Source organism: Vitreimonas sp., from assembly GCF_035627415.1.
Lineage (GTDB): Bacteria > Pseudomonadota > Alphaproteobacteria > Caulobacterales > Aquidulcibacteraceae > Vitreimonas.
Genome location: NZ_DASPLU010000003.1, coordinates 76,749 through 95,332, shown reverse-complemented (window position 1 = coordinate 95,332; position 18,584 = coordinate 76,749). Strand labels below are relative to the sequence as shown.

General features: G+C 62.6%; 16 protein-coding genes. 6 read left to right on the top strand and 10 right to left on the bottom strand.

Going from position 1 to position 18,584, the window contains the following annotated elements; translation table 11 throughout:
* Positions 1 to 16: 16 nt before the first annotated feature.
* Both VEA80_RS01070 and VEA80_RS01065 read right to left on the bottom strand, forming a co-directional pair.
* Complete coding sequence (locus tag VEA80_RS01070; protein ID WP_325058828.1) at positions 17 to 1,867, bottom strand: asparagine synthase-related protein; 1,851 nt, start codon at positions 1,865 to 1,867, stop codon at positions 17 to 19.
* 14 nt (positions 1,868 to 1,881) lie between these two features.
* Positions 1,882 to 2,610: a lasso peptide biosynthesis B2 protein gene (locus VEA80_RS01065; RefSeq protein WP_325058827.1), complete on the bottom strand. Its 729-nt coding sequence runs from the start codon at positions 2,608 to 2,610 to the stop codon at positions 1,882 to 1,884.
* 620 nt (positions 2,611 to 3,230) lie between these two features.
* Here VEA80_RS01065 and VEA80_RS01060 point away from each other — a divergent pair.
* From VEA80_RS01060 to VEA80_RS01045, 4 genes are all read left to right on the top strand, one after another.
* Positions 3,231 to 3,767, top strand: a complete 537-nt coding sequence (locus tag VEA80_RS01060; RefSeq protein ID WP_325058826.1) for an RNA polymerase sigma factor — start codon at positions 3,231 to 3,233, stop codon at positions 3,765 to 3,767.
* Entirely contained in the window at positions 3,764 to 4,795 is a 1,032-nt protein-coding gene (locus VEA80_RS01055) for a FecR family protein (protein WP_325058825.1), read from the top strand. Before VEA80_RS01060 ends, VEA80_RS01055 begins: the two co-directional genes overlap by 4 nt.
* 102 nt (positions 4,796 to 4,897) lie before the next feature.
* The gene (locus VEA80_RS01050; RefSeq protein WP_325058824.1) at positions 4,898 to 7,570 is read left to right on the top strand and encodes a TonB-dependent receptor; all 2,673 of its coding nucleotides are present in this window, start codon (positions 4,898 to 4,900) and stop codon (positions 7,568 to 7,570) included.
* Between the two features lie 6 nt (positions 7,571 to 7,576).
* Positions 7,577 to 9,547 (top strand): Atxe2 family lasso peptide isopeptidase, encoded by a 1,971-nt coding sequence (locus VEA80_RS01045; protein ID WP_325058823.1) that lies wholly within the window; start codon positions 7,577 to 7,579, stop codon positions 9,545 to 9,547.
* A gap of 157 nt (positions 9,548 to 9,704) precedes the next feature.
* Here VEA80_RS01045 and VEA80_RS01040 read toward each other — a convergent pair whose 3' ends face one another.
* Complete coding sequence (locus VEA80_RS01040; protein ID WP_325058822.1) at positions 9,705 to 10,688, bottom strand: FecR family protein; 984 nt, start codon at positions 10,686 to 10,688, stop codon at positions 9,705 to 9,707.
* Between the two features lie 286 nt (positions 10,689 to 10,974).
* Here VEA80_RS01040 and VEA80_RS01035 point away from each other — a divergent pair, with 286 nt between their 5' ends.
* Positions 10,975 to 11,364, top strand: a complete 390-nt coding sequence (locus tag VEA80_RS01035) for a helix-turn-helix transcriptional regulator (RefSeq protein ID WP_325058821.1) — start codon at positions 10,975 to 10,977, stop codon at positions 11,362 to 11,364.
* A 13-nt stretch (positions 11,365 to 11,377) separates the two neighbouring features.
* On the opposite strand, the gene VEA80_RS01030 is transcribed toward VEA80_RS01035, so the two are convergent.
* The 6 genes from VEA80_RS01030 to VEA80_RS01005 all read right to left on the bottom strand — a co-directional run bounded on the left by VEA80_RS01030 (position 11,378) and on the right by VEA80_RS01005 (position 17,656).
* Positions 11,378 to 11,641 (bottom strand): hypothetical protein, encoded by a 264-nt coding sequence (locus VEA80_RS01030; protein WP_325058820.1) that lies wholly within the window; start codon positions 11,639 to 11,641, stop codon positions 11,378 to 11,380.
* Positions 11,638 to 12,555 carry a phytanoyl-CoA dioxygenase family protein gene (locus VEA80_RS01025; protein WP_325058819.1) on the bottom strand — a complete coding sequence of 306 codons (918 nt, stop codon included), beginning with the start codon at positions 12,553 to 12,555 and terminating at the stop codon, positions 11,638 to 11,640. Before VEA80_RS01025 ends, VEA80_RS01030 begins: the two co-directional genes overlap by 4 nt.
* Positions 12,555 to 13,304 (bottom strand): acyl-homoserine-lactone synthase, encoded by a 750-nt coding sequence (locus tag VEA80_RS01020; protein ID WP_325058818.1) that lies wholly within the window; start codon positions 13,302 to 13,304, stop codon positions 12,555 to 12,557. The genes VEA80_RS01025 and VEA80_RS01020 overlap by 1 nt, the downstream gene beginning before the upstream one ends.
* A 71-nt stretch (positions 13,305 to 13,375) precedes the next feature.
* Complete coding sequence (locus tag VEA80_RS01015) at positions 13,376 to 14,119, bottom strand: LuxR family transcriptional regulator (RefSeq protein WP_325058817.1); 744 nt, start codon at positions 14,117 to 14,119, stop codon at positions 13,376 to 13,378.
* A 766-nt stretch (positions 14,120 to 14,885) separates the two neighbouring features.
* Entirely contained in the window at positions 14,886 to 15,257 is a 372-nt protein-coding gene (locus VEA80_RS01010) for a response regulator (protein WP_325058816.1), read from the bottom strand.
* A complete protein-coding gene (locus tag VEA80_RS01005; protein WP_349257189.1) occupies positions 15,245 to 17,656 on the bottom strand; it encodes a PAS domain S-box protein in 2,412 nt (803 codons plus the stop codon). The genes VEA80_RS01010 and VEA80_RS01005 overlap by 13 nt, the downstream gene beginning before the upstream one ends.
* A 331-nt stretch (positions 17,657 to 17,987) precedes the next feature.
* Here VEA80_RS01005 and VEA80_RS01000 point away from each other — a divergent pair, with 331 nt between their 5' ends.
* Positions 17,988 to 18,134 carry a hypothetical protein gene (locus tag VEA80_RS01000; protein ID WP_325058815.1) on the top strand — a complete coding sequence of 49 codons (147 nt, stop codon included), beginning with the start codon at positions 17,988 to 17,990 and terminating at the stop codon, positions 18,132 to 18,134.
* A gap of 86 nt (positions 18,135 to 18,220) precedes the next feature.
* On the opposite strand, the gene VEA80_RS00995 is transcribed toward VEA80_RS01000, so the two are convergent.
* Positions 18,221 to 18,430, bottom strand: coding sequence for a hypothetical protein (locus VEA80_RS00995; protein ID WP_325058814.1), 210 nt, complete (start codon positions 18,428 to 18,430; stop codon positions 18,221 to 18,223).
* Positions 18,431 to 18,584: the final 154 nt, after the last annotated feature.

Here is an 18,584-nt window from a genome sequence, read left to right as displayed (position 1 = left end):
CTCGCCGCCCCAGATGTTAAGTGAATATATTTTGAGCAGCCTCTGTTGTGGGCGGCGGCGTCATTGAGCGCCACGACTTGAGCCAGGCTTCAGCGACGGCGAGGAGTCCAACGAAGGTGCCCCCACGGCCGTCGGCGGCGTACTCAGCGCTTAGCATGCGTTCGATCTTCTGTCGTTGCAGCCAACCTTGCTTCATCAACTCGCCATCAAGGATGAGTTCGCGATAGAAGTTTTGGTTGCGTCGCCAGACATCGCGCACGTAATGGCTGATGCCTCCTTTTCCCGTCCGCCTCGCGATCGCCTGAGGTATGAGATCGGAGAACGCATGTCTCTCGAGCGCGCGGTCGATGCCGTTATGGGCCAACAGAAACGTTGGCGTACGTAGAACGAGTTCAACGATCGGCTGCGAGAAGTAAGGAAGGATCACATCGCGATCGATGCCGCGACCGTAGTCCGAATGGTAGTTGTATAGCGCTACTATGCTGGTGAGCTGGTCCGCTTTACATGGTGGCAAGCGCTTGGCTTCTTCATACCATGGGTGGTATTTGTAATCGTCGGAGATTGCGTCTATGGCGGTCGAGGTTAGGGGAGTGTGCCGGTTGCGGTCGGGATCATAGACATACTCCAGTGGTCGCCATCTCGGCTGCACGAGCACGTCTCGTAACACATGCCAGACAGAAGAGCGTTGCAACATCGCGGTGGTATAGGCGATGCGCGTGACGTCTGGCCCCAATCCTCGCAGGCGAACATAGTCTGCAAGGATGCGTTGCGCGCCGCCATATTGAAGGAAGACACTGTCTCCGCCCTGACCGGTCATGAAGCAATCGGCGCCTATGCTGTCGGCGAGTTCTCTTGAAACATCATCGATGAGCACTGCGCGGGTCTGCAGTTTCGGGCGCGCGCGGCGTCGCATGCTCAGGATGCGTCGGGCGTCATCCTTTGCGGGATCCATAGGGCTTTCAAAAAGTGTGACGCCGGCATACGCCGCGGCCGAACGCGCCATCACGGATTCGTATTGCTCGTACCCGCCGAAGAGCCAGTGTTGTGCGCAAATGTCGGCGCTGCCTTCTCGCTGAAGCAGATTGACCAGAATTGACGAGTCAAGGCCCCCGGAGAGCGATACAATTATGCTCCGATACTCGCTGCCCCAGGCGGAGAAGCACGATTCTGCAGTTGCCCGCAGTTCCGCACTGGCATCCTCAAAGCTTCGCGGCTCGGCCGCTGCGGCGATCGCTGCGCCGTTCCACGCCCATGAAAGCAGGGGCTCGCCGCTTCGTCGCAGCTCCAAACGCTGTCCGCCTAGCAGTTCCTTCGCTTCTGCCAGGCCAGTGTGCCTGGTGACGAAGTAGTTGAACAGGATGAACGCTTGCAGGTAGTTCCAGTCGACGCTGAAGCGTAAGCCTCGGAAGACGGTGACATCCTCTATATCCGCGAAGGCAAGGGTGATGCCGTCGATGTGGCGGGTATAGCACGGCGTCGCGCCACACGGATCACGCAATACCATTACGGATTCCGTACTGGGGTTGTGCCAGATGGCCACGTAGTTCCCCCAGTATGCCTTTGCCAGCAGATCGCCGTTGGTGGCGCTCACGCGTTCGCTATCGGCGTGTTCGAGGGTTCTGACGCGTCCTTCTGTTTCGCGGCCTCGTCGAAACAGCACGCCGAGGACTACACCCTCGCCATTGGACCAGCGCGTCACTACTGGACCGTTGTCGCGATGCTCAAAGGAGAAAACGCGGAGTCCAGGCAAGTCTAGCACACGATTCCAACGTGGCGACTGATACTGCAGCGCCTGGCTCCATGCGGCAACCTGCAGATGCCGCGACTGATCCTCCGGATTCCATATCATCGCGACAAAACGGTCCATCGTGTCTCTCTCGTTCAAATGGACATTATGGGTGTGAACTGCCCCGCGTATTCAGTGCCTTCGTTCAGCAGCAGCCCTTCATGCTGCACCCAACAGTGCGCGCCAAAGGGCTGGGCCTGCACCGCGAACACCCATACTGGATAGACTTTGCGTCTCGCCAGAAACTCCACGAGCGCTAACGAGTCATAGAGGCAGAGGTATTTGCGCGGATACCAAGGCCTAAGGCGCCGGTAGATTGCAGTGCGCCTGCGCAGCTGTTCGATGTCTGTGTCCGGATCGCGGGCAGCTCGTTTGCGCCGACGAGCCCGTTCCACAACTTGCGAGATGTGCTTGGTCTTGAGTTCGCGAGACGCCTTCCATGATGCCGCAAAGAAGTCCCAGAGGTCACGCAAAGTGATCTCGAGTTCTGCGGCCGCAGGTCCAGTGAGGCCAAAGGCCCGCTGATCATCAAGCCCGAAAATGTGCCCGTGGGGGCGCTCAATCGGAGTTGCTTCGATTGATTTACCTTTGGCCTTGTCGGTGGTGAGCAGCCCCGCCGCGAGCAACGCTTTGCTTTGTTGCGCGAGCTTCTCGGCGAGAGCGGATGCGCTGTCGTAGTCTGCGGCGTCGTCGCCCCCAGAGGCGGCAGGAGCGCCGACAAACATCACGGCGCTGTACTTGTCCTGCTTCAAGTCGAGAAAGACACCGTGGCCCTCGGTCACGCACACATAAACATCTTCGGCAAGATAGAGCCGCTCGGTCATGTAACACTCGCATTGTCAAGGCGGCGTGCTTTGTAAGTGGTAAGGCCGGGCCGCTGGGAGGCAACGCAGGGGTCCCATACGCCTGGGAAGGTGAGCTGAATCGCAGGCGTTATCTCTGATGCGCGCCCAGCCCTCGCCGTGCCGCGTTTGACTTCGCCGGGAGTTGCGTCGGCGCCTGCGTCTGGCGTCGCTGGGGCAGCGGAGAGTGGCGACAGCGCAAGCGGGCGGCCACGCGTAGCGTTGGGCGCGCATTCGAGAACAGGTATCATCGCTGTGCGCCTCCTGCCGCGGCAAAGGCAGGATTGGAGCGCTAGGTCAGGCCGCTCTTCGTCATTTCGACGGCGCGCCACCTTCGCTTGGGTGAATATTTTACAAGAAATAAGCGCCGAGGCTTGTCGTACGCTTCAGCGTCCGCTGCCGCGGCGGCGGACATGCACGACTTCGCGGCACATCAAATCCTCGCTCTTGCCGCCGTTTGCGCCTTAAGAGTGAGTAAGACGCATTGCGCCGCGGAATCCGTAACGGTCGTGAGCGAAATCGTGCATTGCTGCTTCCGAGCCTCAATTCAATGGCTTGAGGGCGCTGTTCTCTCTATCCTCTTGGATGGAGGTAGGAAGACGATGGGCCAAGAAGCGGCGAAGGGGCGCGAGGGTCTGCTCGCCATCCTCGACGCGCGCTATCGCGGCCCACTCATGAGCTTTTTCTTGCGCCGCACAGGCAGTCGCGAGGATGCCGAGGATCTCACCCAGGAAACCTTCGTGCGGTTGCTTGCGTCGTCGGAGGCCGGCCGCCTTGAGAACGCAGAGGCCTTCGTATTCAAGGTCGCGGCCAACCTGTTGACCGACCGGGCCCGGCGCGGGGCCGTTCGCGGAAAGCGCCTTTCTATCTCCGAAGACGAGGCCGCGGCTGAACAGATCGCCGATCTGGTGGAGGAACGCGCGCCCGAGCGCGTCTTACTCGGGCGAGAGGAGCTGGCCAGGGCGTTATCCGCGCTCGATGAACTCGGCGAGCGCACACGCGACATTTTCATCCTCGCACGGATGGAGCACATGAAGCAGCGCGACATCGCCCAATTGTTCGGAATTGCAGTTTCAACGGTGGAAAAGCATCTGATGCGCGCCATGCTTCACCTCGCCAAACGGTGCTCTGACAAATGAGCGAACGGGCAGGCCCCACGCCCGAAGCGCAACGACCGCTCGCCGAAGCGGCTGCTTGGCGCATTCGGCTCGCCGATGCGGGCGTTGAGAGCTCGCCCGAGTTTGAGGGCTGGCTTGCCGCCGATGAGAGCCACCTCGACGCTTGGCGCCAGGTGGAGGCTCCCTGGACGCTGCTCGGAGAGCAGGCCAACTCGCCCGCACTGGTTGCGCGCCGCCGCGCGGCGTTGGCTCGTGCAGAGAAAGCGTCGAGGCGCTGGCAGCTAAGGCAGCCCACGTGGCGGCGACTGGCCGCCGCGGCGATCCTGCTTTTGGCCCTCGGCGCCGGCGGCCTTGGCGGCATGTTCTGGTACGAGACGCAGCCGCAGCGCTTTGCCACAGAACTTGGCGAGCGGCGTTCGGTGGTGCTGACCGATGGATCCCGGATTTCGCTCGACAGCGGCACCGACCTGCGCGTGCGCTACACGGACAGCGCGCGCCAGCTCGAACTGCGCCGCGGCCAGGCGCGCTTTGATGTGGCGCATGATCCGATGCGGCCGTTCTCGGTGAGGGCCGGCGCTCAGACCGTCATCGCCGTGGGCACAGCCTTTAACGTGGACTTGTTGGGGGAGGACCTGCGCGTCACGTTGATCGAGGGAAGAGTGCGCGTCGTGGAGCACGCGCCCAGGAGCGGCGTCAATGCGCGGAGATCCCTCTCGCGAGAATACACGCTCGAGGCGGGCCAGCAATTGGTGGCGAAGAACGCGGCAGCGCCGGTGGTCGCGCCCGCCAATGTCACTCGCGCCGTGGCGTGGGAGCGAGGACAGATCGACTTCGCTGACGAAAGCCTCGCAAGCGTCGCCGAACGCGTTGCACGCTATAGCGACCGGCGCATCGTCATTGCCGATGAGGACGTAGGCGAGATGCGACTGAGCGGAGTGGTAAACACGGGCGATGTCGCCGACTTCGTCGATCTGGTGACGTCCTATTTGCCTGTCGAAGCCGTGACTCGAGAGAACGGCGACATAGAGCTTCGCGAGCGCGCAATCTGAAGAATGCGCCCTGGCATATGGAGGATTTCTGAACCTGGCGCGTCATGCTCTCCCGGGAAGAGCTGGAGTGGAAGCAAAGCCGGCTCTCCGGGGAGAGGTGCAATGGGGAAGACAAGAAGCCTCGGCTGGCTGAAGCACACTGCGCTCGCCGGCATTCTGTTGGCCGCGCCGATCGCAATCGACCACGCGCACGCCCAGGAGCGCCAGTACACGCTCAATATTCCGGCGCAGCCGCTGTCTGCGGCCTTGCGAGCGTACGCTCAGGCGACCGGCGAACAGATCGTCTTCTCCGAAGAGATCGTAGCGGACCTGCACGCGCCGGCATTGCACGGGGATTATACCTCGGAAGCTGCGCTGGAACGGCTGTTGGCCGGTTCAGGACTAGTCGCGAGGCGCACGCCGCGCGGCTCGCTCATGGTGATCGCGGCGACCGATCCGCGGGCTGACGCTTCATCGCCCACACAGCTCACCGATGTCCGGCGAGTCTCGCCGGGGAACGAGGTCGTGGAGGAAGAAGACCCGATCATCGTTGTCGGTACAAATATTCGCGGCGTGCAGCCGAGTTTTGCACCCGTGGATGTGTTTACGGTGGAGGATGTTCGTCGCACCGGCGCCACCACGACCGAACAGTTCATGGAAAGGCTGCCTCAGAACTTAGGCACGCGAACTGAGTATGCGCCGACGTCTGGATCGTCGTCGAACTTCAACCGAGAAGCGGTGACAACACCTACATTGCGGGGTCTCGGAGTCGGCACCACGCTCACTCTCGTAAATGGGCGGCGGATGGCTCTTTCAAGTGGTGGTCAGGCAGCTGACGTCAGCGCCATTCCATTGGTGGCGATTTCTCGCGTGGAGGTTCTAAGCGATGGCGCGTCGGCCATCTATGGTTCTGACGCGATCGGGGGCGTGGTCAATTTTGTGCTCAGAGATGATTTCGACGGCGGCGAAACCCGCTTCAGTTATGGCGCCGTGACGGAAGGCGGTCTGCGTCAGGGCGAGTTTTCCCAGGCTCTCGGGCGCACCTGGAGCGATGGTCATGCCTTAGCGTCCTATAGCTTTGCCTCCGCGTCAGCGCTCGCCGCTGAAGACCGCTCCTACACGTTCGAGACACTGGTCAACGGGCAGGGCAATTTGACGCCCGACCACACAGCTCACAGGGCGTTCATCACGGCATCGCAGAATCTGAATGACCGTTGGCGCGTTTCGGGAGACCTCGGATATTCAATCAAAGACGTAAAGTTGAGGAGCGTGACGAGCGTTACAACGGGGGCGGCAAACGCCAACTGGAGCGACACTAATCAATACTTCGCCAATGCTGCATTGACCTATGAAGTCTCTGCGGACATCGATGTCGCGCTGCTGACAACGTATTCCGGCGTCGACGTCGATACGTTCTTCGGCGCGACCCAATCTCTGCCGGGGCAAGTATTCGACACAAACTACGCGGCCTTGCAAACGACGTTGATGGCGAGTGGCGATCTTCCGATCGAGGACCTGCGGTTCGCTGCTGGGGTCGAGTATCTGCAAGAGAGCTATGAGTCTTCTCGGGACGCTTTTGGAAGCACATTGAGCGGACGCGAGCTTGGACGAGATACATTTGCGGCATTCGCGGAATTGTTGGCGATGCCTGTCGCGCCGGAAGATGGGCTGCCCTTCGCACACCGAGTCGAAATTAGCCTCGCTGCACGCTACACGACCTATGATGATACGAGCGAACCCAGGTTGGATCAGGACTTTGGATCGAGGGTCAGTCCAAAGCTGGGTTTGTCGTGGATGCCAACGCCGTCCATCAACCTCCGGGCCACCTATGGCGAGTCGTTTCGCGCGCCTGCGCTGACGCAGCTCGATCCGAGTTCAGTTCAGATCGGCCTTCTTGCGAACCAGTTGATTGGCGGCGCGAGTTCAACGGTCATTCAGTTGGCAGGACCGTCAGACGACCTCAACGCCGAAACGGCGCAGACCTACACGTTTGGCTTTGATTATCGTCCCCGGTGGCGACCTACGTTTCGCGCGAGCGCGACTTACTACAACATCGACTACGTCGACAGGATCGGCACTGTAAGCACTGTGCCGGCGCGGGCAAACCCTAGCGCCTGGCCCGAGGTGATTAGCCAGCCAGGCGCGGTGGAGGACGTCCAAGCTCTACTCGATTCCGCGCACATCGGCTTTAATAATACGGGCATTAATCTTCTGGCTCCCGACGCCGCAGCGCAATTGTTTGCGCGTATGCCAAATCTCTGGGTGCTCGAGACACGAACACGTAACCTCGCATCGTCCGAGCAAGACGGGATGGATTTCACTATCAGCGACCGCTTTCAAACACCGTTCGGCGACCTCGCGGTCGGCGCGGGTGCAACAAGAATTTTTGCTTTTGACGAGCAGGCGTCAGCAAATTCGCCGGTTGTTTCCGTCGTGGACACCGTGCAACGGCCGGCGGATTTGAGAGGCCACGTGTACTTCGGCTTGGAGACCGAACGGTTCGATACAACCTTTTTCGTTCGCTATGTTGACGAGTACTCCAATCCGTTGGCAACGCTGGCTGCAGGCGGTCCGCACACCGTGGACGCCTGGACCACCGTCGACTGGACGACCAACTACCTTTGGGGTTCATCTGATAGAAGTCTCAGATTGAATCTGACGATTCAGAATTTATTTGATGAAGATCCCCCTTTCGTGCAGCCCGCGGCCACGCTCGGATTATCTCCTGGCTTCGACCCAGCAAACGCTAATCCGCTAGGGCGACTGGTCGTCCTCAGCATTGCCAAGACTTGGTGACGCTGCATGGCAAGGATTCTCACACATGCTCTGACGCTGACTCTGACAAGTCTGTGGCTTGCCTTTTCCTCCATGGCGCAAGCGCGTCCGCTTTCGCTACTAGATTTGGTGACGCTCCGCGATCTCGATGGCTTGGCGGTTTCTCCCGATGGTCGATGGGCAACGTTCATGGTGCGGCAAGCAGATCCCGTCGCGAACGCTTACGATCAAGCCTGGTACGTTGTTTCCACCGCGGGCGGCGGGGCGCACAGAATCGCAGATGGCGGCGACGTTCGATTCATGGAAATCGGCGTCGAGGGTCGGCGGAACGGAACGATTATCACCACGCCACCCATATGGTCGTACGACAGCGAATGGCTCTTCTACCTTCGAAGAAATTCGGGACAGACCCAGATTTGGCGTAGCCGGCGCGACGGGCGCCGATCGGAGCAGCTGAGCAACGTGATTGGCGACGTCAGAAATCTCATGCTGGCTGCTGATGGTAGGTCGATATTGTTTGAGGTTGAACCGAGTCTCGCGGAACGCGAAGCGGCGTTGGCGCACGAAGGCCGGCGGGGCTTCCTGTTCGACGAAAGGTTTTGGCCCACTTACAGTCAGAGGCCGGTTCGCCCCGTTCTGCGCGCCGCAGAACGAAGACAAACTTGGGTCCATTTCTTGGAGAACGGAGAGGAACGAGAGGCGACAACCGAGGAGCGCGCCGAGTTTCAAAGGCTCTCAGAGCAGGCCAGTCCCCGCCATGCAACCGGCGCTTCCGGCGCTGTCGCGCGCGTGACGCCTCCGGCTGTGCCCTCGCAATCAGCCACGCTTACGGTTCAGTTTCACAACGAACCTGCCGTCATTCAATGCCAAGCAGCGGCTTGCGCTTCGGCGACCGATGTCTGGTGGACTGATGGCGACGAAGTCATCTTTGCGCGTTGGAGGCGTCCGGACCTGCAATTGTACTCGTGGCGACCTCGTCAGGGGACGGAGCCGCGGCTTATCGTAGAGCTACCAAATCAAGGAAGTCGACCATACTACTGGGATTGCGACACTGGGCCTTCGCAGCTCATCTGTCTCATCGAGTCTGTCACTGATCCTAGGCGCGTTGTTTCAGTGGACATCGAAACGGGCGCGTCGAGGACGCTCTTCGATCCCAATCCCAGCTTTCAAGAATTCGACCTTGGCCCTCCTCCCCGGCGCCTTGAGTTTCGAACCGCGTCCTCCTCGGCTTACGGCTATCTCGTGATGCCACCGGACCGGCGTTCTCAGGCCCGGTTGCCGCTCATCATCGTGACCTACCGTTGTTACGGATATCTCCGCGGTGGAGTGGGGGACGAGTACCCCATTTATCCATTTGCAGCCCAAGGTTTTGCGGTACTCTGCCTCGACCTGCCGTCAGGAGATCGTGGTCCCGGCGACGCCGGGAAGCGTTCTGTACAAGAGACGATCAGTGCTGCGGTCTCTCAGCTCGACTCCATGGGCCTCATCGATCCACATCGAGTTGGCATCACTGGACTCAGCTATGGCGCGGAGGCCGTGATGTTCGCGCTGTTCAACGCACCAAATATCGCCGCGGCAATTGCGAGCGGTACGGAGATGGGGCCCGCGAGTGCCTTTCTGTATGGTCCGTCTTGGCGCGACCACTTCGTCGATTGGGAGCTTGATTGGCGTTCAGATGAACGTTGGCGAGCGATCTCGATCACGGAAAACGCAAGTCGGGTTCGCGCGCCATTGTTGCTGAATGTCCCGGACCGTGAATTGATAAGCGCGCTGCATCCGTTCGACGCGCTCAGACAGGCTGGTCGGCCCGTCGAAATGCATGTCCTACCAGACGAATATCATATCAAGTGGCAGCCCGCGCACAGACTGGCGATTTATTCGCGGAATCTCGATTGGATGAACTTCTGGCTGCGATCCTTTGAGGATCCAGATCCGGCGAAAGCCGCGCAATATGCAAGGTGGCGGCTGCTGCGGGAGAATGCCATGACGCCGAACTGAAATCGTTTCTCGGGTCCATGGAGCGCGACGCCTGGTCCCGGTGCGCCTCGCCGCGACGAGCAGCAAGGGCGAGCAAAAGGACCGCCTTTCTTCGTCGATTCGATGGGCCACCAGCTTCGCATGAGTGAGTATTTTCAAGAATGCGGGCGCATCTCGCTCATCTAGGAGCGTTATCGCTCCGGCGGATGTGCACGACCTCGCCGCGCTGCTCGACCGTGACCTCCTCGAAGCCCTCGGAGAGTGTCGTGCGCAGCGCCTGCACCGCGCCATCTGGGTCATCGGTGCGGATCATGCCCACCACTGGGAGCGCGCCTGCGTCCGCGTCCATGACAAAGCGGAGCCCGGTATAGCGTGAGAGTTCAGCGGCGACGTCGGCCAGGGGCTCGCGCTCGAAGATGAGTTCGCCCTCACGCCAGGATGTGGCGCGATCGAGCTGCGCAGCGGTTAGGGCCGTGCGCGTGAAAGCGGCGGGCTTGAGCGAGAGCCGCTCGCCTTCGCCGACCGTCGCAATATCGCCGCCGCTGGCGTTGGCGCCGATCCGCTCTGCTGCTGCGAATGTCACAACGCCGTCGAGCACGGTGACAAAGACGCCGCTCTCGTCGCTGCGGACGAGGAAACGGGCGCCCACCGTCCGTACGCGATATCGGCCGGTCTCCACCACGAACGGACGATCGAGATCGCGGAGAACGTCGAAATAGGCTTCGCCGCGCTCGAGCCGCACCAGCCGTTCGGTGGCGCTGTAGCGGGGCGCAAGGCGGGTGTTGGTGTTGAGATGGGCCCCGCTGCCGTCGGCGAGGGCGACCTCGCGCGCCTCACCGATCGCGGTCTCGTGCGGTCTGCGCTCAAGCCAGCCGGGCGCGACAAGAACCGCCGCGAGAAGTCCCGCCGCGAGCGCGCCCGCCGTGAGCGCGCGCCGATTGCGACGGCGCGCTTCGATATGGACGGGCAAACGCGCGCCAAGCGCCTCGACCCGGCGCAAACGCTCAAGGCTCTGCTCAAAGGCGCGTCTGTGATCGGGACTGAGCGCCAGCCAAGCGTCGCACTCGGCGTGGTCGGCGCCCGTGACCTCTTCGCTGGCGAGACGCGCAAGCCACCGCCCCGCCTCTCGCTCGAGCCGGCGTGACCTTGGCTCCAGCGCCATCTGCGGCTCCCCCGCATGGCCGATCGGCATTTTACCCACCGGCCTTTTGAGGCTACACGCTCTGGTTGGGGAACGCCAGCCGCGCCCCAGCAAATTCGCAGGCCCTGGAGCCCAGACGGCGCTGATCGAACCGTCGCCCGGATTTGCGGCCAGAGCGCCTGCCGCTGGCAGCTAGCGCTAAACGCTCGGCCAGGGGCCAGCCGTCGCCCGACATGAGACCTCTGCTTGCAGAGGAGGGGGCCCGGCCTCACGATTGCGGACTCTGACGCTGGGGCGGGAGATGGGCGTGAGCGACGAACGGTCAGCCAACGCGATCGACAAGAGGATTGGCGAACGGGTCAAGGCGCGCCGGCTCGAGATCGGCATGAGCCAGGAACGCCTCGCCGATCTGCTCGGCATCACCTTCCAGCAGGTGCAGAAATACGAGCGAGGCGTAAACCGTATCGCCGCGAGCCGACTTTTTGCCATCGCGCGAGCTCTCGAGCTGCCCGTGGCCATGTTTTTCGAGGGGCTGAACGGCAAGGCCGACAGAGCGTCCGCGCGCGATGACTTCGCTTCAGCGCTGATCACGCCCGGCGCGCACGATCTTGTTCGCACCTACGCCGCGATTAGAAGCCCAAAGCTGCGTCGCCGGGTGCTCGACCTCATCAAGGCGGTCGATGACGACGACGCCTAACCCATATTGGGCGTCAGTTCGTGATCAGCCGCATCGTCGCGAACTGCTCGATCGTCGGCAGCGCTCTTAGTCTTTCGAGCAGATCGTCGGTGCGGCCGTGGTCGCTGGCGTCGACGGACGACATGAGATCTTCCACGAGCGCCTCGTAATCGGCCCGCAAGCGCAGCAGGTCGAGCAGCTCGTCCATGCGCTCGATGTCAGAAGCTTCCGCGGCCGCGACGAGCGCGTCGACCAAGGCGTCGAGCGAGGCTGCGCCGGGGCGAGGATTGTCATTCATGCCGCCGCCTCCTGCGCCGCGAGACGCCAGCGAATGAGCGCCTGCTGCGCTTCGGTCAGATTGTCGTCCGCCGGCGCAAGATCGCGCACCTCGCCATTGAGCCAGCGGATCGGGTCCTGCTCCTCGATCCAGCCGAGATTGGGTTTATGCAGTTGATAGCCGATCAGCCGCTGCACCGGCTCGGGCAGCCGGCGCGCGACATCTGGCGGGGTGGAGAGCAACAACTTCTCGGCTTGGGCGAGCCAGCCCAGGCTGTAGCTGAAGGCGAGCCCTCGCCGGATCGCGCCGCTCGCGTTCATGCCGCCGCCATGAATGGTCGAACCGAGCCAGATGATGGCGGCGTTCGCGGGCGCGAGCGCCGCAATGACCTCGCCCTTTTGCGCAAGCCGCGTCCGCGGCCATGAACCGCTGCCGGGGACAATGCGCGTCGCGCCATTCTCGGCCGTCCAGGGATCCAGCGTCCACATCACATTGGCCATGACCTCGAAGTCATGCGCGAACGGAAACATCACCTCGTCGCGGTGAAGCACCTGCGCGCCTTGGCCTGGCAGGATGCCGATCGCTTGGGTCAGGTTGAGCTGGATCTTGTCGCAGCGCGGCGGCTCTTCTTGTGGGCCGATGAGCACGCGCTCGACAATTTCCAGTATGAAGCCGTCGCCGGCCAGATGCGCCGTGACCGGCGCCTTCGCAAAGACGCCGCTGAAGCGCTTGGTCTGCTTGCCGAAGAAATCGCCTGTTCCGGTGAAGGCGCGCTCGAACCAGGGCGAGAGCTCGCTTTTGACCGCCTCCATGAGGTCGCTTTCAGCGGCGTCCTCGACGATGAGGGCGCCGTAGCGGCGAAGCATCGCAATCGCCGCTTCAACGCCGTCCGCACGCCTCACGCGCGGCAGCGCGGCGCGTTCGCTGTCGAACATCACGCCGCCTCCGCGCTCGATGGGAGACCAAGTCCGGAACGCTCCCGCGCCTCGCGCAAGTCGCCGCGCGCAGCCGCAGCGAGCCTTGCAGCGACGATGGGATCAGGGTCGCGCGCCCGCAAAGGCGAGGGATGGTCGTAGAGCTGCTCGCCCAACACCGCGCCGGCGGCGCGCATCGCCGCCAGCGCGTCCGCATCCGGAAAGAGCTCGAGGGCGATCACCTCGCCCTCGTCATAAGGTTGGGGCAGGCCCAACGGCCGGACTTTCGAACCCCAGGCCTTGCGCGTCATCGGCAGCAGGAAAGTGTCGCCCGTGGCGATGAGGCGCGACACGCCCCGAGAGAGACAAAACTCGATCAGCGCGCAATTCATCGCATAGCGGACCGCGCCGTCGCGCGAGCGGTTGAGCGGGGCGCGAAGAAGCCGCGTCAGCTCCCAAACATCGGGTCCGAAGAGGGGCGGGGTTTTGCTCTCCAATAGGTGAGCGAAGTGATCGGCGAGCAATGACCGGTCGTCGGCGGGGCGCATGCGCATGGCGCCCAGCACGGCGCCGGCGTCGTCTATCGCCAGAAGATAGTGCGCCCGCTCGTCGTCATACTCGTCCCGCTCATAGCCGGCCTCGGGCTGCTTTTCGCGCAGCGCGCGCCAGCCGCGCTCTTCGATATAGATGCGCCAGCGCAGGCGATGCATCTGCTCGAGCTGAGACCCATAGAGCTGGCGATTGGCCGCGGTGACGATGTGGATAAGCATGGAGCGCCTCGTTAGGACGCCATGCGTGCACGGGCGCGCGGCCTGCCGCGACCCGATAGCTATAGGGTTGACTAGGGGACGATCCAGCCCTTGCGCACGGCATGGGCGACGGCCTGCGTCTTGGTCCGCACGCCAAGCGCCTCGCGGATCTTGCTCATGTGCTCGCGCACGGTCGCGGCGGCGATACTGAGGATGTCGCCGGTGTCTGCTTCTGATTTGCCCATCGCCGCATAGGCGAGAATCTCGCGCTGGCGCAGCGAGAGTGGGCAGGGGCTCGGACTGGCGAGCGGCTCGCACGCGGCCATGTGGAGCTCCTTGGCGCGCTCGATCGCATAGATGCTGATGAGCTTGATCGCCTGCACGGCCTTGGCTGTGAGGCGCCGGTCCTCGTGATGGAGCGCAACGATGCCGGAAAATCCGGTTTCGTCGTGCACCGGCACGACGTACCCGCCCTTGATCTCCATCGCGTCGCGGATTTCGTCAAACAAGCGAGCGCTGGTCTTAGGCAGACGCCGGCTCTCCAATTCCGCCCATGAGAAGCCGGAGATTTGCTGCAGCGCCAAATGCACAGCAGCATCCACGTTGAAGTACTTTTCCTCCCAATAGTGCTGTGACCAGCCTGCCGTGACGCCGCGCAGCAAGGTGGCGAACGCAGGCGAAGCCTCTTCGCTTTCGCGCAGCATGGCGCCGACAGTGTAATGGGGCACCCCGAACTGGCTCAGGCTGGCGGATAGGCTCTTTTGCAGCTCGGCCTTGTCCGCGGCGCGCTCTGCCGCCTCGATGAAGTCCAGCGCCCTTTGGAGTTCGCTCGCCATGTCCTTCGCCTGGCTTCAGCATGTGCCGGAACCTCGCGGCAGGCAAGGCTCGGCGAACCCTCCTTGGGCGTTCAATGTTCGCGGGGTGTGCTGGGCTCTTCTTCGCCGACTGGCGCATAGGATCGTCCAGACGCGAAGCAGCCAAGACGCGAGCGATCAGATCCTGCTCGCGGCCGCCGCTTTGAACGGGGCCAGCGCATCGTCAGGCCCAAGCGCAGTTTAACCGAATGTTCGCGGATGGCTTCTCGTGCTCAGTTCATGCGCGCCCGGCGCCCGTTCCGCTCAGCTCGGCCGGGATGAAAGGTCTGTTCAGCATGGGAAGAAGAATGGTGGGGATCGCCAGAAGACGGCGTCGAAGTGTTCGCCAATGCGCTCTCGCCTCAATCTTTTCGACAGGGCGACTGCATTTCGCGTGCGCTTGAAGAGCGGTTTTTGTGCGAGGCGGCGGCGGTGTGGGCTCGCGGCCTCGCTCACCCCTCGTCAAGGAGCTTTGGCAAGGCGCTCGCCTGGTCGTCTGCTTCACTGCCGCAGGCGAAACCTCGAGGCCCCCGGCGATCGAATTGCAGATTGCTGAGCGAACACGAGAGCCGCAGAGGCTCGGTCACGAAGCCCCTCCGGCGCAGAGCGCAGACGTATGCATTCCAGTCGGCGGTAGGCGCTCCTGCCGAATGAGGCGGGAGGGGAGTGTCCCGGCGAGGGCGGCCCCGTGAGTTCGGGACTTGTGTCGGCGCTCGCCCCAACATGTCGCGCCGGTGAAGCTACATGCTCAAGCTGTGTCCTGGGCCTCCCCCAGTGCGCGCAGAAGCGCCCGCTCGACGTCTCTTTGCTGATAGGGCTTCTGGATCAACTCCGAGGCGCCCGGAACGGCAATTGCGGCGGTGTAGCCGCTGGCGAACACGACCGGTACGCCGCGCGCGCAGAGCCGCTCCGCGACGCCGAAGCTCAAAGCGCCCCCGATATTGATGTCCAGAAATGCGGCGTCGAGCGCGTTAGCTTCGATCGCAGCGAGCGCACTCTCGATCGTTGCAACCGGTCCGATGACCACGGCGCCCAAATCAAGCAGCATGTCTTCAGCCAAAAGGGCGACGAGCGGTTCATCCTCCAAAAGAAGGATGCGCTTGTCGCTCAGCCCCGCCACGGCTCGTTCTCGCTCGCCACGGCTATCCGTGGCAACGGCGCGTCGATCTCGGCAACGAGCCCCTCTCTCGGAAACTCCAGTTTGGCTGTTCCGTGAAGTTCGGCTGCGAGCGCGCGCTCGATCATACGCGAGCCGAATCCGCGGCGTGAGGGCGCCGTCACGGGAGGTCCGTTAGTCTCGCGCCAGACCAGCTTCAGACGGGGCTCATGCTCACCGCCGATAATCCAGCGGATCGTCACGCGGCCGCCGCTGACAGAAAGCGCGCCGTACTTCGTCGCATTGGCGCACAATTCGTGAAGCGCGATCGCGAGCGTGACGCCTGCCTTCGGCTCGATCGCAATGTCCGGACCTTCGATTGTAAATCGCTTCGCATTTCCGTTATGCGCGTGCACGGCCTCTTTGACCACTCTCAAGAGCGAGGTCGGCTCCCAGCTCTCTTGCGTCAGCAGATTGTGCGCTGAGGCAAGCGCGGCCAGCCGCCCTTCGAACGCGTCGCGGGCCGCCGGATCAGCCGTATCGCGGCCGAACGTTTGTTGGGCGATGGCCTGAACGACGGCCAGCGTATTCTTCACCCGGTGATTGAGCTCATTGACCATCAGCTGCAAGTGACGCTGATGGCGCTGTTGTTCGGCGATATCGAAGTTGGTGCCGATCCAGCGAACGATGGCGCCGGCCTCGTCGCGAACGGGCGCGACACGGGTGAGAAACGGCCGATATTGCCCGTCCGCTCCCATCAACGGGAATGTCATCTCGAACGGCTGGCCCGTCCGGATGGAAACGTTCCAGCGCTCCAGCACAATCGGAAGCACTTCCGGGTGATGCGCGATCTGCCAGCCCCAGCCCTTCATCGCCTCTGGCGTCGTGCCTGTATATTCGTACCAACGATTGTTGTACCAAACGATCGCGCCGTCCGCTTCAGCAATCCAGCAAAGGGCGGGGAGGTTCTCGGCAAGGGTCCGAAAACGCGCCTCGCTCTCACGCAGGCGGTCCTCCCAGCGGCGCCTGTCGGTCACATCGCTCGCCGCGCTGATCTGAAGTCGTCGGCCGTCCGGCAGGCGTCCCACCCGCACATTGTGAAAATCCCAAATGCGGCGCGTGCCGTCCTTCGCCCTGATCTCGACCTCGCCAATGGCCAGTTCGCCCTCTTGGGCGAATTCTCTTTCCATCAGCGCGGCGACTTCCTCAAAGCGATCGGGATAGGCCAAGCGGAACCAGTCGAAATGCGTCCTGATCTCGCTTCGCGCGTATCCGCTGAGCTCACTCCACTTTCGGCTCAGCTCCAACACCTCGCCATCCTCAGCGTGGAGCATGGTTGGAAATGGCGAGGCTTGAACCGCCAGCCGCAGCCGGGCCTCGCTGTCGCGAATCTGGGCCTCAGCCCGCCTTCGCTGCTCGATCTCGTGTTGGGCTGCTTGAAAAAGTTGAGCGTTGTCGATCGCAATAGCGGCTTGCGCGGCGATCCCGGCGATCAGTCGCTCGTGCCGGGCAGAGAAGCGATCGGTCTCAGGATGGCCAAAGAAAAGACCGCCTAGCACCTGACCCGATCGGGATGTGACGGGCACCGCGAGATAGCTTCTGACAGGGAGGTGTCCCTCGGGCATGCCATGATAGGGGGCGCTGCGGCCGTACCGCTCGTCTTTCGATATGTCGCCCGAGCGGACAATGCGCTCGCCGCGAAAGGTCGGTCCGAACACTTCGGTGTTCCGCGGCATCGGAAAGTCGGCGAATGCTGATCGCTCAACGCCTGAGAGCGTGTAGAGCATGAAGCTCTCGCCCGCTTCATCGGTCACGTTGTAGAAGAAAGCGCCGAACTTCGCACCTGTGAGCTCAACGCTCGCGTCCGTCACGTTCTGGACAAGCCGTTCGAGATCGAGTTCGCCTGCAAGTGCAGCGGCGATGCTGTTGATCGTCTCGAGCGTCCGCGTCTGCTCGCGAAGAACCTCCTGGGCCTGGAGCGCCTCCGTCAAATCGACATTGACGCCGACAAAGCCGAGAAACGCGCCATCGCCGCCGTGATGGGGATTGGCGGCGCAGTTCAGCAAACGCTCGCCCATGACCGGATGTTTGATCCGAACGTTGCGGGTGAAGGAGCGGGCGGCGGCAAATGCTTCGTTGAACGCCCGCGTGAATTCCTCGGCATCGTCCGGGTGAATGAGCTCGAGCCAGCGTTCGGCCGCATTAGCCGATGACGCTGCGCCGAAGAACAAGTTGTAGCGACGGTTCGTAAATACGACGGTCTTAGTCGAATCCATCATCCAGATGAGGGCGGGCGAGCTGTCGGCGGCCGCGCGAAAAGCGGCATCGGTGCCAAGCAGCGCGGCGCCGCTTGCGGCGGCGACGCGCGACGGCCGCTTTCCCCTTGCAGGCGCGCCACGCCGCCAATCCTTTTGCTCGGACATGCAAACCCCCGGGCCGCCACTCGCGCCCTCAAGCGCGCGCGACACTGACCGGACCTACTCCGACCCGCGTAGCCCACTAAGGGCTGAGAGCGAGAACGTGCCGCCTCGAAAAAAGTTCCGGTGGCACGTCGAAGGCGCTGATGCGCCGCGCGAGACCCTCTGACGCCAATCAGATGCCGGAACGCGTTTCCTGCGTGCCCTAAGGGTCGATCGAGAGCGATACACATGCGCGAAAAACATCAGACGATGATAACCCGTCGACGCGCGTTCAGATCGGGCGTCGGCGAAGACGGCAGCGGCTTTGCGGCGACCTTGTGTTGAGGCGCGCCACATGCCTGTGTTCATGAAAAGCTACGAGGCGGCGGCGGACGTTGCTAGCGGCATCGTCTCCGAGAGCCGCAACCCGACCTTCAGGCTGGGCGCCTATTTCGAACCTTGGCTCTTCCCTTGGCCGCGCCTCGCCACGCGCTTGCGGTAAAACCGCGCGTGCGATCGGACTGCCGAGGCGTCCTTCATTCGAAAGGAATTGGCCGCCGCCCGCTCACCCTCGCGCGGCGACGGATACTACGTCTTGGTCTTGGCGATCTCAGGCGCATGGGCGCCGCCTTGCTGAAGTTCGGCAACGGTCAGACTTTCGCCCGTGCTCGTCTCCACTACGCTCACTCTCCAGCCTTCAGCCACCAGCTGTTCGGCCTTTTCAGCGACGATGCCAGCGTCGTCCGTGCGGATTGTCATCTCCGCCGCCTCGTTCCAGGCCGTCAGGATGTAGCTCACGCTACCTTTCCTCCAGAACGGCATCATAGCACCACGCTTGTCCCTGGCGCTCACAAATTTTTGGAGACGCGGGGCGCGGTGCGTAGCCAATCATCGCGCTGGAGACCGCTCGCGCGCAGAGCATGCCCGCCGGCCCGAAAGCGCCTTCAGAGAC